General features: G+C 47.8%; 12 protein-coding genes. 7 read left to right on the top strand and 5 right to left on the bottom strand.

The genetic code is table 11. The annotated features are described in order from the left end of the window. Positions 1-29: 29 nt before the first annotated feature. Positions 30-2,168, bottom strand: coding sequence for an outer membrane protein assembly factor BamB family protein (locus BMW79_RS15560; RefSeq protein ID WP_089896256.1), 2,139 nt, complete (start codon positions 2,166-2,168; stop codon positions 30-32). A 185-nt stretch (positions 2,169-2,353) separates the two neighbouring features. On the opposite strand from BMW79_RS15560, the gene BMW79_RS15555 reads away from it, so the two are divergent. Next, positions 2,354-3,805 (top strand): M48 family metalloprotease, encoded by a 1,452-nt coding sequence (locus tag BMW79_RS15555; RefSeq protein ID WP_089896254.1) that lies wholly within the window; start codon positions 2,354-2,356, stop codon positions 3,803-3,805. A gap of 31 nt (positions 3,806-3,836) precedes the next feature. Then, positions 3,837-5,402, top strand: a complete 1,566-nt coding sequence (locus BMW79_RS15550) for a DUF6770 family protein (RefSeq protein ID WP_089896252.1) — start codon at positions 3,837-3,839, stop codon at positions 5,400-5,402. A 79-nt stretch (positions 5,403-5,481) separates the two neighbouring features. Here the strand turns inward: BMW79_RS15550 and BMW79_RS15545 are convergent, their stop codons facing one another. Together BMW79_RS15545 and BMW79_RS15540 are read right to left on the bottom strand one after the other, a co-directional pair. Beyond that, the gene (locus BMW79_RS15545; protein WP_089896250.1) at positions 5,482-6,321 is read right to left on the bottom strand and encodes a sialate O-acetylesterase; all 840 of its coding nucleotides are present in this window, start codon (positions 6,319-6,321) and stop codon (positions 5,482-5,484) included. Positions 6,322-6,453: 132 nt separating this feature from the next. After that, positions 6,454-7,905: an alpha-L-fucosidase gene (locus tag BMW79_RS15540; RefSeq protein ID WP_089896248.1), complete on the bottom strand. Its 1,452-nt coding sequence runs from the start codon at positions 7,903-7,905 to the stop codon at positions 6,454-6,456. Between the two features lie 208 nt (positions 7,906-8,113). Between BMW79_RS15540 and BMW79_RS15530 the strand changes: the two genes are divergently transcribed. The 5 genes from BMW79_RS15530 to BMW79_RS15510 all read left to right on the top strand — a co-directional run bounded on the left by BMW79_RS15530 (position 8,114) and on the right by BMW79_RS15510 (position 12,810). Continuing rightward, positions 8,114-9,136, top strand: coding sequence for a sensor histidine kinase (locus tag BMW79_RS15530; RefSeq protein WP_089896243.1), 1,023 nt, complete (start codon positions 8,114-8,116; stop codon positions 9,134-9,136). Then, a complete protein-coding gene (locus BMW79_RS15525; RefSeq protein WP_089896241.1) occupies positions 9,133-9,828 on the top strand; it encodes a LytR/AlgR family response regulator transcription factor in 696 nt (231 codons plus the stop codon). The genes BMW79_RS15530 and BMW79_RS15525 overlap by 4 nt, the downstream gene beginning before the upstream one ends. Before the next feature lie 99 nt (positions 9,829-9,927). Further along, the gene (locus BMW79_RS15520) at positions 9,928-11,898 is read left to right on the top strand and encodes a TonB-dependent receptor plug domain-containing protein (protein WP_089896240.1); all 1,971 of its coding nucleotides are present in this window, start codon (positions 9,928-9,930) and stop codon (positions 11,896-11,898) included. Between the two features lie 19 nt (positions 11,899-11,917). Next, entirely contained in the window at positions 11,918-12,553 is a 636-nt protein-coding gene (locus tag BMW79_RS15515) for a hypothetical protein (RefSeq protein WP_089896238.1), read from the top strand. Positions 12,554-12,570: 17 nt separating this feature from the next. Continuing rightward, the gene (locus BMW79_RS15510) at positions 12,571-12,810 is read left to right on the top strand and encodes a hypothetical protein (protein WP_089896236.1); all 240 of its coding nucleotides are present in this window, start codon (positions 12,571-12,573) and stop codon (positions 12,808-12,810) included. A 34-nt stretch (positions 12,811-12,844) separates the two neighbouring features. On the opposite strand, the gene BMW79_RS15505 is transcribed toward BMW79_RS15510, so the two are convergent. Beyond that, positions 12,845-13,660, bottom strand: a complete 816-nt coding sequence (locus BMW79_RS15505) for a mechanosensitive ion channel family protein (protein ID WP_089896234.1) — start codon at positions 13,658-13,660, stop codon at positions 12,845-12,847. A 159-nt stretch (positions 13,661-13,819) separates the two neighbouring features. Further along, positions 13,820-15,316, bottom strand: coding sequence for a RagB/SusD family nutrient uptake outer membrane protein (locus BMW79_RS15500; RefSeq protein WP_089896231.1), 1,497 nt, complete (start codon positions 15,314-15,316; stop codon positions 13,820-13,822). Positions 15,317-15,322: the final 6 nt, after the last annotated feature.

Raw genomic sequence — 15,322 nt, 5'->3', positions numbered from 1 at the left:
AAGATATTTAAAGGTGGAATGATCTGTTATTATAGTGAAAATGCGAGGTAGGTATCTCCGGATTTCTTTCCCAGTTTACCACCTCCGCAGGCGATGACTACATATTGTTTACCGGCTACCTCATACACGGCAGGCGTGGCAAATCCACATGCCGGTAAATCTGTTTCCCACAACAGCTGTCCTGTTCTTTTATTGAAAGCCCGGAACTTGCTGTCGGCCGTAGCGGCAATAAACAACAGGCCGCCCGCTGTTACCACCGGGCCACCATAATTTTCTGTGCCACTATGGATACCTTTTGCTTTCAGTTCGGGGTAATCGCCCAGTGTATCTTTCCAGAGCAATGCGCCTGTATGAAGGTCAATGGCGCTCAGGGTGCCCCAGGGTGGCATTACTGCGGGGTAGCCTTCTTTCGTTAAAAATTTATTATACCCGGTAGTATGATAGGGAAGATTCGTATAGGCATCATCGTTTTTACGGGTAGCCATAAACGACGTTTGTTCTGCTCCTTTTATCTTCAATAGAAATACTGCCAGTGCTTTTTTCTCGGCTTCATCCAGCTGTTTAAAAGCGGGCATCATGCGTCTGCCGGTAGCTACCAGCTGCATAAAGGTTGTATCTGAATATTTTGTCTGAATATTTACGAGAGATGGAAATGCGCCGCCGCCTTTCTGCTCCGGTCCATGGCAGGACATACAGTTAGCGGTATACAGGCGTTTGCCTGCCTGCAGTTGCGTTTCCTTTGCCGGCGCAGGGGCTGTGCCGGCAGCCACCATGGTCAATATCCAGGGCATTTCGCTGGCGTTCACATACATAATACCGGTTTCCGGATCGGCGGCCGGTCCACCCCACTCTGCTCCTCCGTCAAAGCCAGGAAAAATCACCGTACCTTCTTTCGAAGGTGGAATAAATAACTGCCCGGTTTTGTAGGTGGCCAGTCGTGCACGTATATCTGCGTAGGAAGAATCCGGCACCAGCCGGTTCAGGTCTTTCTCCGCGAGCGATTGCCGCACAAACGGCGCAAAGAAAGTGGGCACCGGCTGTGTGGGCGATACCTGTTCTCCCGGCAACGCTGTATCTGCGGGTACAGGCCTTTCTGTGACCGGGTACAAAGGAACACCGGTATAGCGATCCAGTAAAAAGATAAAACCTGTTTTGGTTACCTGTACCAGGGCAGGTACTTTCTTCCCGTCTTTGGTCACTGTCACCAGCATAGGCGCGGTGGGCAGATCCCGGTCCCACAGATCATGGTGTACCGTCTGGAAGTGCCAGATTCTTTTGCCGGTAGCAGCATCCAATGCCAGTACACAATTGGCGAAAAGATTATTCCCTTTTCTTTTGCCGCCATAGAAGTCATCGGTAGCAGATCCTACCGGTGCAAACACAATTTCTTTTTCTTCATCCAGGCTGAATCCGGCCCAGGAATTGGCGCCGCCGGTATGCTGCCAGGCGGTGGTATCTTCCCAGGAGTCGTAACCTTCCTCTCCTGGTTGCGGTATGGTATGAAAAATCCATGTCAGTTTCCCGCTATGCACGTCATAAGCCCGGATATAGCCAGGCGCAGCGCCTGCAGCCTCACCTACCCTTGTGCCTACGATCAGTAAGTCTTTATAAATAATGCCCGGCGTGGTGGAGGTAATATCCAGTTGATCCATATTACGCCCCATATCACGGTGCAGGTCTACAAAGCCACTATCTCCAAATGCCGGTACCGGTGTACCCTGGGTCGCGTCTACACAATAAAGCCGGCTGCCTGCCGTATAAAAGATCCGCTGTTCCCTGCCCTCCTTTTCGTAGTAGGTAACGCCCCGGCATGCATTCACCTGGAGCGGGGATCCTGATAACTTCGCCGGGTCAAACACCCAGAACACCTTTCCTGTAGCGGCATCTACGGCAAACAGTTTCAACTGGGGCGATACGCCATAAAGGCGCTGTCCCACTACTACCGGGTTTACCTGGATCTGGGTTCTTTCGGCAGAGTCGCCTGTATGGTAAGCCCAGGCTACCTTCAGCTGCGAAACATTATTGGTGTCCAGCTCCGTTAAGGCGCTGTAATGAATATTTTCCTTGCTGCCACCATATACCTGCCAGGTACGGTGCGTGGAATTCCTGGACTTACAGGATAGTATAAACGTGGAGGCTATCAACAAATAGCGGAATCTGGAAACCATTGAAAGAGATATTGGTTTGCTGTGCCTTTAAAAATATACTTTTTAAAATAATTTTTTAATAAAACTATTAGAGCGGTAAAATTTTAGTTTATCATCTTCTCTAGCCCCAAAAAATACAACTATCAGCACTTTTCAATTCAGATAATTCCTTCCTATCTTTGACGCATAGTCATTACCCGATACTTATGTCAATTTACCGATCCCTTACCTTAACAGCAGTCGTACTGCTGACCTGCACTGTTATAGCCCAAAGCCAGACATTGTATAGTTATCAAGATCTTTCGCACTTCTACTATCAACGCCAGAAAGATTCCCTGAAAAAAGCATGGAGTTGTCCTTCTTTCTATAAAGAAAAGGAGACCCAGCGGAAATACAAGGAAATCTGGGACGGCCGCACTGATTTCATTACGGAAGCCATTGAAAATGATGGGTATGTATATGAGGCTGACATTTATAATTACCTTGATGGGGTTATCAGCCAGATTGTACGTGCCAACCCGAAACTGATCGCGCATAAGCCTTTCCTGATGATAGACCGCAGCACCTCTGTGAATGCCTATGCTACCGGTAACGATATGATTGCGGTAAACATCGGCCTGCTGGCGTTTGTAAAGAACAGGGAGGAGCTGGCACTTGTACTGGCGCATGAACTGGCGCACAACATCATGATGCATCCGGAAAACGGTATGAAAAAACGAGCGGAATGGCTCACTTCTGATGAATACAAACAATCGCTGAACGCAGTACTGGATTCGAAATACGAACGCCTCACCCGCCTGAAAAAAGTGTTTGAAGGCTATTCGTTCGACAGAAGCAGGCATCAGCGCTATCACGAAGGAGATGCCGATTCACTGGCCCTGATCCTGCTTAAAAACAGCCGGATTGAAATTGATCCATCGTTCTTCCTGCGACTCGACAGTGCAGATATCCAATACCGTCAACCATTAAAGAAAAATGTGAAAGATTACTTCGCCGCCTATCAACTGACAGTGGAAGATAGCTGGATGGTAAAACGCACCAAGGGGCTGTCTGCCAAAAACTACAGCTTCAATACCAGCACAGCTGGTTTGGAAGACTCGCTGAAAACGCACCCGGACTGCCAGGAAAGATATAACAAAACAAAAAGTCTGCAATCACCCAACAGCACGTTTACCCCCGTACCGGCTGCATTGAAAGATAAGTCCATGAAAATGATGGTCTGGAGTATCTATTGCAACGGCAACATGACGGCTTGTCTGTATCGCCTGCTACTGGAAAAAGACAAAGGCAACACCGATCCGTGGTACGACTTTATGTTCCATAATGTTGTTTCCGGGTTATACTATGCCGATAAAAAACTCAATCGTTTTAACGCGATCAACATCAGACCAAAAGAATACATCTCCAAAAATTACTACGAACTGGAAACGATGTTCGAGCAAATGCCGAGACAAAAACTGGAAGAGTTTTATAACACCCTGCAACAAGCTAATTTCTGGAGCAGCATGACGCCAGCCGAACAAGGCTTCAAATCCCTTATGCGTACATTACTCTCAGAAAACGACGACAATGATAAACAAAAGGCTGCCAAAGCTTTTACCAGCAATCATCCCAGGAGTTTATACTGCGAATTTGCCACACCTTTTTCAAAAAAATAATACTGTAACAATTTATCCCTAATCTGCACACATGAAACAGCTCATCGTAGCATGTACCTTATTGTTCTTCACAATAACCGGTACGTTTGCCCAAACAAAAGTTTTCAAAGAAGTTGGAAATGAAATGTCTTCCAGCATGAGAACTATCAGCCAGGACGGAACACTGGTAGGCTACCTCGTTTTCACTGAACTTGAAAAAGCCGACAAAGATTCCTTTAACTACAAGATCACGATCATGGATGAAAACCTGAACGACATTGGCGTAGTGAATTTCCGGGAAATGAAACTGGATCTTCGTTCTGTAGCCTTCGAGCAGGAAGTACTCTGCCTGTCGTACATGAAAAGTAACCTCCTCGGACATGCCATTAAAAAAAGGAAAGAAATCCGTGAAGCGGTATCCAAAGGTTACATGGCCGTATTTACACAGTTCATTGACCTGACCGGAAAAGTATTAAAAACCAATACCATCAAAGTAGGCGTAGACCTCGCAACAGAATATAGAAAAGGTCAGCTGGACATCGGTAACGGTGGTTTGAAAGAACCATTGCGCGTAAGCAATATTGCCGGAAAAGGATTTGCCTGTTTCTTTGGCGATGACCGGGGAAAATTCCTTTACATCTATGATATCAAAGGTAACCAGACCTGGCAAAAGAAAATTGGCGGTGAAGAAGGAGATTACAACATGCTCGTATCCGGTCATGATGTATATTTCCTGTTGCAGAAAAAAGATGAGAAACACGGTGGTGGCTTCTATGTATTTGGTTATGGATTGGAAGACAGCACCTCTATCCCCAAATATTACCTGAAAGACAAAAAAGGCAATCCCCTGCAGGTGCAGGCATTCTCAAATGATCCGGTATCCGGCAAACCATTTGTGTCTGGTAAAATCATCAATCCCCGCAGAAACCGTGCACTGGTTACCTATAAATCCATCGCCAAAGGAAATTACCTGGGGCTGTTTACCGTTAATATCGACGGCCGCAAAAAAGATAGTATCAAACACGTTTATAACTATTGGAATGATGTAAAAAATCCTATTGCCAATTCAAAAGGCAGGCTGCATGCGAATAAATCTTACCTGCTGGCAGGACCTTCTTTTAAAGACTACTCCGGCAATACCTATTTTACCGGATCAGCTTTAAAAAGAAGAATGAACGTAGGTCTGGTCGCTGCCGAAGTAGCTACTGTACCGTTGGTGATTGTTTCCCCCATCATGCTGGGCTATTTTGGTACCCGGAAATTCACTATCCGTGATGCGATGGTGATCAAACAAACACCAGATGGCGCGCTGTCGGTCGACAACACCATCCCGGTATTGCCCAGTCGTGGTATGCCCTGCAATTACTCGCTGTTGCTGGCCGACAATAAATCGTACTATACCGTTAGCTCTTCGGATACCAAGTCTACTTATCTGATCATTACCGACCAGAAGAACATTAACTTCTATAGTGTTGATCAGAAGAAAGTACTGCGTACTATTTCCCGTAAAGACGGTAACCTGGAAACATACATTTTCCCTGCCAAAGAAGGGCATGTAATGGTGTCTGAATACAATAAAAAAGAAAAGACCAGGCGCTTCTCTATTGAGGCGATCTGATAGAACTGCTCTTCATAAACAGGAAGGGGGCGTCTCAATTGATATTGAGACGCCCCCTTCCTGTTATTCAGCAAGTATATTATAATTTCGATAACTCCGCCTGGTAGTCTGCCAGCGATAATACTCCGGCGGCAAAACTGTTCTCCAGCAACTTCGTCCGTTCCGTTTTTGTAAGCGGCCGGTCGTAAATAGTTTGCAGGATATCTGCTTCATCGGCCTGCGGCACGGTAACATCCGTCAGCTCATCGAATGCTTTGAAATAGCGGACTCCTAATACCCGTTGGGAAGCAGCGTTAAAGTGGATCTCATCCGGATTGGCAGTCAACCCAGCGGCGGTAGCAAAATAGCAATGAGGCGTGTGACCTGCAAATTGTTGCAACGCCTGATTTACCAGGGGATATGTCTCAAAGTATTTACCATAGATACCCTTCGTGAGGTAATCGCCTATTCCGCCTATAATGAGCGGAATATCCGGCACATTCAATTCCTTGCGGAAGGCATTCACGATAACCGCGAACTTTTCGCCATAGGCAGCCGCGCGCTCAACAGAGCAATCACTTTCGCCCTGGTGCCACAAAATGCCGTCCAGTGCGCTGATCCGTTGGGCCAGTTTTGCCTGGGCAACCGCATGATCGAACAATGCACCGCCTACGGCCCAGTCGTCAAGACTGGTACCTCCATCGGCGCAGGGAATCAAACCTATCTGCTCACCTGGATGCTTTAAACGCCAGGCAGCTGCAAAAGAGGCCGCCAGACCAACACCAGCACCCGGCCGGTCGTAATTGATGGGCTCTGACATTGTTTGCCACAAGCCGTTTCTGAGCATTTTTATATGTTCATCATAAATGGGTGTCACTTCTTTTATGAACCCACGGCCAGCCATATTGGATTGGCCAACCATTAAAAAAGAATGTACCATGGTTGTTATTTGTACTAAAAATGGGAAGCAGGTTTCCGGCTGTCTTCGCCGCAAAGATACGATCCCCGCCTATAAAAAGAGGGCTGCCCCGGTTAATACCTGGACAACCCTCTTCTTATCACGGCAGATATACTATCCTTTTATCTTCATTACCAGCATTCCATCGGGTACATCACCAGGACGTAATCCCGAAAGATCCACTACACAATCTTTCCCCTGCTGTTTCCATTTTACGGCTTTTGAAGTACCCAATACACTCACTACGGATCCTTTTGCAGGCGTATAGTCCCGGATCAGCACCTGTGGCTGATAAGCCGGTACAAAGCAATACAGTGCGCCCGGTTTCCTGGTAAAGAATAATTCTATATTGGCATGTTCTGCTGATTTCTTCACCAGCTGGGTAATGCTGTAACCGGACATATACGCCTCTCCTTTTGTTTCCGGCTTTTTTCCGCTGCTCCATTGCTGGCTCAACTTCCAGGGTTTTGTATCATAAATGGCTTCGCCGTTGGCATCCAGCCATTTACCGATGTCCAGCAGTTTCTGCTGCATGATCACCGGGATACGCCCGTCGGCAGTGGGGCCTATATCGAGCAGCAGGTTACCTCCCCTTGATACAATGTCTACCAGCATCAGGATCAGATCACTGCTCTTTTTGTAGTCGTCGGCGGTTTCCATACGGTTGTAGCCATAGGATTGGCCGATGCCCTGACTTTCTTCCCAGATCACCCCCGGCTGCATGCCGCTACCATATTCCGAAGTCAGGTAAGTGGCGCCGTTGTTTTTGCCACGGGTATTACTTCCCCAGCGGTCATCTACCACTACCTCGTTTTTTACCGGAGACTCATTAAACAGCCAGGCCAGTAAAGAAGGGCTTTGCCACGCGGTATCCGACATCTCCCATTCTCCGTCAGAAAAGATAACGGAGGGCTTATAGCGGGTCACCAGGTCTTTGAACTGTGGCGTCATTACTTCTTTTACATAGCGCTGGCGATCTTTCAGCCACAGCGGGTTAAACCATTCGTACAGGGAATAGTAATAGCCCATCTTTAATCCCTCTTTGCGCACCGCTTCGGTCAGATCGCCGAGTAAATCGCGTTTAGGCGTTCCCGTCACAGCATTCCAGGAATGCCCCCAGGACTCATTGGCTTGTTTATTATCCCACAGGCAATAGCCTTCATGATGCTTGGAAGTGAGCACTACATATTTAGCACCGGAACGGCGAAACACCTCTGCCCACTGCTGTGGGTTGTACAGGGAGGCTGTAAACTGTGATTCAAAATTTTCGTACGGCGTATCTTTGCCGTAGTTTTTATCGTGAAAGGCCTGCACCTGAGAATGGGAGCCTTCCTTAGTGCCTCTCAGGTTGTACCAGTACCACTCCGAATAACCACCCGGCCCCACCACTGCATAGGAAGGAACAGCATACACGCCCCAGTGAATAAAGATGCCGAATTTTGCATTATTGAACCAGTCCGGGATACCCCGTTTATTGAGAGACGCCCAGTTGGCCTCATACTTTTGTGCAAAAACAAGGGAGCTGCTCAACAGCAAAAAGAGTATCCCTATACTGCGTTTTATCATAACAGGATTTTTTGTTTCATAACCATTTCAAAGGTACCAATTGCATCCGCCGATAGTAATGGTATTTTCCCTGAATGTAATAAATACTTGCCCGTCTCCACAAATACCGGTGTAGCGGGCACATTTGCCTGTCATATCTCCCCTTCCATCCGTAATGCCCGCGATGCCGTTAGCTTTGGAAAAATCAGTAGCTTTATCAGGCAGCATCATGAAGAAAAACATCTCTGTAAAAAAAATCATCCTTACGCTCCATATCCTCCTCTGGAGTGTGGTACTGCTATTGCCTTATCTCGTGTCCAATGCTGCACACGATTACAGTATCGGCAGTATCCCCGGATCGTTCTTTACGATCTGTGGCGTTATCCATATCGGTATCTTCTACCTGCATGCGCTGGTGCTCTATCCCCGGCTCTGGAACAAGCACTACTGGTGGGCATACATCCCGGCTGTGATCGTACTGATCGGTGGTTCTTTTCCATTGAAGTACGCAATTATGGCACAATGGTTTCCGGCGGTACAGCATGATCCAGGTACCTACCGGTTTGTATTCGCACCTTCTTTCGTCGTTTATGCGATCAGCCTGATTTACTGCCGGATAAAAGACAAACTGCAGGCAGAGAAAGCGCAGAAGGAGCAACAGGCCGAGCAACTCAGCAGCGAATTGAAATTTTTGCGTTCACAGGTAAGTCCGCACTTCCTCTTCAATGTATTAACCAATCTTGTTTCGCTGGCCCGGAAAAAATCCGATCAGCTGGAACCTGCGTTGCTCATGCTCTCCGACCTGATGCGCTACATGCTCTACGATACCGGGAAGAAAGTGGCATTATCTGAAGAAGTGACGTATCTCAACAGTTATATCGCTTTACAAAAACTCCGTTTTGGCCAGGAGATAGCTGTAAATACCCGGATCGCCGGCAGCAGGGATACCGCCGCTTTTACCATTGAGCCCATGCTGCTGATTCCCTTTGTGGAAAATGCGTTTAAACACGGGAGCGGCTATACGCCCAATCCGTCCATCGACATACAATTGTTCCTGGAAAAAGAGGTGCTTACCTTTGAAGTACAAAACAGATACGACAACGATCCAAACGCCAGCAAAGATGAAAATTCCGGCATCGGACTGGCCAATGTTAAAACCCGGCTGCAACTGCTCTACCCTCACCGGCATCAGTTACAGATCCGGAACGAACCACCGGTATTCCAGGTCACTTTAATACTGTCTCTTACATGATACGCTGTCTTGCTATAGATGATGAACAACTGGTAAGGGAACTACTGGAAGATAATATCCGTCAGGTACCTTTCCTCCAACTGGTGAAATCATGCCGCAATGCCATGGAAGCGCTGGAAGTACTACAGCAGGAACCCATTGATCTGCTTTTCCTGGATATACAGATGCCCCGGCTCAGCGGCCTGCAACTGCTGCAATCGCTGCAACAGCCTCCTATGGTGATCCTCGTGACGGCCTATAAAGAATATGCGCTGGAAGGCTTCAATCTCCAGGTGGTAGACTACCTGCTTAAACCCTTTTCATTTGAACGGTTCCTGAAAGCGTGTAACCGTGCGAGTGAGTTATACCGCCTGAGAAATGCGCCTGCCGCCATCGAAGAACATTCCTTTTTCGTACACGTAGAATACACGCAGGTAAAGATCCGCACCGCAGAGATTACCTATATTGAAGCATTGAAAGATTATATCAAGATCCATCTCACCAATCATCCCAAGCCCATACTTACCCGCATGACCATGAAGGCCATGGAAGAGAAACTCCCGGCCGGTGCCTTTGTGCGCACACATAAATCCTATCTCGTGGCAGTAAAGAAAATTACCACCATCAAACGAGATCTCGTATGCATAGGCGCCCTGGAAATTCCCGTCAGCGAATTCTTTAAAGAGAATGTTAACCGCCTACTGGAATCCTGAGCCTTACCCGTTTTGTCGCCACACTTTCCCATCGTGTCTACTCTGTAAAAATCCCGCGCTTCCCCCACCCTAGCTTTGCTGTTATAACCGTACAGCATCATGAAAACAGGGTTCACATTCCTTTTACTCACTGCCATTACCGCCGGCGCACAAAATAAACCAGACACCACGATCAAAAGCAAACGTGCTTTATCTGAAGTGGTCATCAGCGCCGGTACCTTTGAAGCGAGCGATAAAGCCAAAGGCGCTTCCCTTACGCCCATCGATGCTGTTACCGTAGCGGGCAGCAACGCCGACATCACACAGGCACTGCGTTCCCTTCCGGGGGCACAACAGATCGGCGAGCAATCGGGACTCTTTGTCCGAGGCGGTACCGGCGATGAAACCCGCCAGTTTATTGACGGCACCTTATTAAAAACACCCAACTACCCGGCTGTTCCCGGCATTCCGCAATATGCCCGCATTAATCCTTTCCTGTTTAAAGGAATCCTTTTCAGTTCCGGTGGCTACTCCGCCCTGTATGGCGGCGCTATGAGCAGCGCCCTTATTATGGAAAGCACCGACCTGCCGGAGAAGACCTCCGCCAGTTTCAGCGTATTTCCAGCTAACCTCGGCGCCGGCTTCCAACATCTTGCTCAAAATAATAAAAGCAGTTATGGCGCTAACCTGAATTACAGCAATCAATCTGTTTATAACAGCATAGTGCCACAAAAACCAGATTACTATGCTGGCCCGGCTTATGCAGATGGCAATTTTAATTTCAGGATCCGCACCGGAAAAACAGGTATACTCAAGCTTTACAGCAACTGGACCTACAGCGATGTGGGCATGCGCAACCCCGACATCGATAGCAGCCTGTTAAACTACACCTACCGCGTACGTGGCTGGAACAGCTATAATAATATCAGTTTCCGTAGCCTGCTGGCGCACAATTGGAAGGTAGAATCCGGCGCAGCATATAGTTCCAACGAAACCAATACAGCGGGTAGTCTTACGGATTGGAAAAACACCCCTGTGCCGGGTAAAACAGGCTTTCGTCAGATCCGCAGCGATTTCGCCCAGGCACGTATTGTATTCTCGCACTTCTTTCCTAAAGGGCAGGCACTGCGTATAGGCGGAGAACATTTCTACACGCACGACAAAGGCCATAGCAACGACAGCGCCCTTACCCTCACTGATCAACTCAGCGCCCTCTTTGCCGAAGGCGATATTTACCTTGCGCCGAACCTCGCTGCCAAAGCGGGTATCAGGGCGGAGTATGCCAGCGTGCTACATAAAGCAGTAGTGGCACCCAGACTCAGCATGGCCTACCGTCTGCCGGATGGCAGTCAATTCAATATTGCCTATGGCGTTTTCTACCAGGAACCGCTGAACGACTGGCTGTACCTGCAACGGAATTTAACCTTTTCCAGTGCCACACACTACGTGCTTAACTATACGAAAAAAGCCCACAACCGCTTCTTCCGCGCCGAAGCCTATTATAAAAAATACAGCGAACTGGTAAAGACCACACCAGATGTGAACAATAACGGCCACGGCTATGCGCAGGGAATTGAATTCTTCTGGCGGGATAAAAAAAGTATCAAAAACCTAGACTACTGGATCACCTATACCTATCTCGATACCAAACGCAACGATCTTAATAATCCTTACACCCTGCGCCCGGCATACGCTTCATCACATACCACTACCGTGGCCATCAAGAAATTCTTCCAGGACATCAGCACCAGTGTTAATGTTTCCTGGGCTTTTGCTGCAGGCCGCCCTTATTATAATATCAAAGATGGCAGCATCACTGATCAGGGCACTACCCGCACCTATAACATCGCCAACCTGCATGTGGCTTATCTCTGCTCCTTCTTTAAGCATTGGAAGTGGAAAGACTTCTCCGGCTTTGCCATGGGCGTCAATAATATTTTCGGCACCCAACAGATTTTCGGTTATCAATACAGCGCCAATGGATCGAATAAACAGCCGGTAGCGCTACCGGCTACACGTGGATACTTCATCGGCGTATTTATGAGTTTTGGCATCGACCGGACCGACGATTTTTTAAATAACAATTTATAAATCACTCAAAAAAGAAAACATGAAAAAACTATTCATCAGCGCACTCCTGTTCGTTTCAGGCTACAGCACCCACGCACAATCCGACGCACTGCAGGCAGCTGTCAACAAACTGGATCAGGCTAAAACAGTCAGCGACTACACACAATTGGAAAAAACTTTCACCGGCGCCGGTGGCAGCCCCGCCTGGTTATCGCCCTACTATGCGGCGCTGTGCAACGCAAAGATCGGATTCCTCCTGCAAGACGATGGAGATAAGATTGAGCCATACAGTGAACGAGGTGAACAGCAGGCCAAACAGGCGCTCGCACTGCTCGACAGCACCCGGCAACGCAGGGAACTGGCAGAAGTATACACCGTGCTCAGCATGATTTACCGCACTAAGGTATTCATCAATCCTATGACTTACGGCCGCAAATACGGGATGCTTTCCCAGCAGATGCTGGACAAAGCCATGGCACTGGAACCGCAAAATCCACGCGCTTTATACGTGGCCGCCTGGGTGAAATATTATACCCCAAGAATGTGGGGCGGTGATAAAGAAAAAGCAAAACAACTCGCCGGTGAAAGTCTGGCCAAACTGGCCAATCCCGGCACAGATGTGTACCCGCACTGGGGCAAAGCGGAAGATCAACTGCTGCTCAGTAAAATTAAATAATCTTTAAAACAAATAATATGTTCTTTGGCATTTTTATCCTGCTGCGTGTGCTTTTCGCCGCCAGCATGGTATTCATTATCGGATATATTTTCGGTGGCTTTTCAAAGAAGCCTGTGCTGCGCACGTTCGCTAAAATAGCGGCGATACTGGTAATCGTGTTGTTCATTATCACCAATGTAGTACTCATGCGTACGGCTATACGACAAGGAAATGGTCCCTGGTGCAAAGACAGACAGGAAAACACCCTGCACCCATAAAAGTAAAAAGCCCGGCTGGTGTGCCGGGCTTACTTTACATCAAACCTGCCGCTTTTAAAGACGTAGTGACTTTCGTAATCAGTTCATGCGTAATGCGCTCGTAGGCGTCATCCGATTCATTGCTCACCCAGCAACTCAGGATCACTTTCACGGTTCCACCTTCTATAGCGCTGTACCACACGGTTTTGGGCCGGTCCGGCACCACATCTTTCATACCCGTTACAATATCCGTCATAATCTTTTCCGCTTCATTCAGTTTGTCGGACAACGGAATGGAAAAGGTGAGCGTAATACGCCGCAAAGGAGTGAGTGAATGATTGATAATAGGTTTCTGAAAAATCTCTTTATTGGGAATGATCACATGTAGTCCATCTGCTGTAATCATGGTAGTAGCTCTCAGCGCAATATTATCTACACGTCCGGTAAATCCGTTTGTTTCTATCAGGTGGCCCACTTCAAAAGGTTTCTTGAAGGTGATAAATATCCCGGAGATGAAATTCGCTGTGAGGTCCTGGAAAGCAAAACCTAAAGCCAACCCTATAATACCCGCACCAGCAAGTAAAGAGGTAACGGCTTTATCGAGGCTCAGGATATTGAGGGCGATGAATAATCCCATCAACATCAACACAATGTAGAGTAAACTGGATACCAGGTTGGAGATGGCAGGCGTTTCAGAAAGCCGCTGGGAGAATTTGTAGGTGATTTTGCGGATAAAACGCGCCGCCAGTAAGAAAACAAAGAATACCAGCACCGCCAGTATAAAATTCGGCGTCATCTTTACCGCCATTACCAGCCAGCCATGCAGTTTATCAAAAATCAGCTGACTGTAACTATGAAATTGTTCGTCCATACACTATAGAATTAAATGCACAATAGCTGTAAAGTTTTCTACAAGCGCCTGCTGAAACAGCTGTGCTGTGAAACATTTACCTACCTGATGCTATATAAAGCCAAAGGTTATGCCACGAACAAAAAACGGGGAAGGATTACTCCCTCCCCGTTTTATACTTTATAATTTATACCCCGGATTCTGTACCAGGTTGGGATTCGCATCCAATTGGGCCTGTGGAATAGGGAACAACTGGCGGAATGGTTGGTCCGCAGGATGGAACTGCCAGGTGCTGTTCCATTTCCCGAAGCGGATCAGATCCTGTCGGCGGCAACCTTCCCAGATAAACTCGCGGCCACGTTCTGCCAGCAGGTTATCCAGCGTGAGTGTCAGCAGCGGCTTCCCATTTTCAAAATTTCGGGCACGCACCTGGTTCACCAGTGTGAGTGCAGGCCCGGCCTGACCGGTACGCAACAACCCCTCTGCTTTGAGCATCAGTGCATCCGCATAGCGGAAAATCACCAGGTCGTTGTCCTGATCGGAATAAGGTGTATTCTTCTGAATTTCGTATTTCACGATACGTACACCTTCTGTTTGGGTGGCATTGGCCAGGTCGCCGATAGTACGGGAGAAGATCAACGGCGCCCCCTGCTCTGTTTTCAGGGGCGTTCCATCCTGCGCATACTGCTGTCCTTCGAGGAACATGGTTCTGCGGTTATCATCCGTATCATAGGCTTCGTAGAAATCCTTTAGTGTACACCAGCCATTCCAGGGAGAACTTGGTAAACCGTAGGTATAACGGCTGTTATAATGTAGGGTTAGGTAATGCAGCATCATGCCTTTGGCATTGATGGCATCATAGGGTACCACGAAGATGTTCTCCTTCGAATTCTCATTCTTGGTAGAAAAATTCGTGAAGTAGCTGGGCTCCAGCTGGTAGCCAATAGCAGTAACGGAATCGCACATACGAATACAATCTGCCCAGCGCTGTGTGCCCGTGTATACTTCTGCGTTAGCATAGAGTTTGGCCAGCAGCATAAAGGCCATTCCCTTGCTCACTTTGCCATAGTTCTTTGTATCAAGTGTGGCGGGCAGGGCAGCGAGATTATCTTTCACTTCTTTTTCTATGAACGTGAATACTTCTGCGCGCGGCGTATTCTTTGGCGGATCGGTCTGTTCAAAAGAGGTGACTACGGGCACGTTGCCAAAGGCATCCATGGCCAGGTAATAGTGAAATGCACGCAGCACTTTCATTTGCGCAATGATCTGGTCTTTGGTAGGCAGTACTACCGAAGAGCCTTCCAGCTTTTGCAGGATGGCATTCACAGGATTCACGCCATCGCGGTAAATAAAGTTCCACATATCATTGATGTACTGATGCGTGATCGGGAACTCATGACTGATCAATACGCGCCATAAACCGCCTTCATTCCAGTCGGCTCCCCGGGAGGGCACCGTAGTTTCATCGGTGGTTACTTCATTCATTTTCCAGTAGCTGTCGCGGTAACCTCGCATTTTGGCGTAAGCACCGTTGGCAAAGGCGTTCAGCTCGTCTTCTGTTTTAAGGAAGTTATCGTCTGTTCCACGGTCGTAGAAAGTTTCGTCGAGTTTAGTGCAGCTGAAAAGGGAACAGATCATCCCGGTCAGCAATGTATATTTCAGGAATGTTGATTTCATGTCGAT

The organism is Chitinophaga arvensicola (assembly GCF_900110835.1).
Classification (GTDB): domain Bacteria; phylum Bacteroidota; class Bacteroidia; order Chitinophagales; family Chitinophagaceae; genus Chitinophaga; species Chitinophaga arvensicola.
The sequence above is the reverse complement of the archived record's forward strand: the minus strand, read 5'-3'. Positions and strand labels throughout refer to the sequence as shown.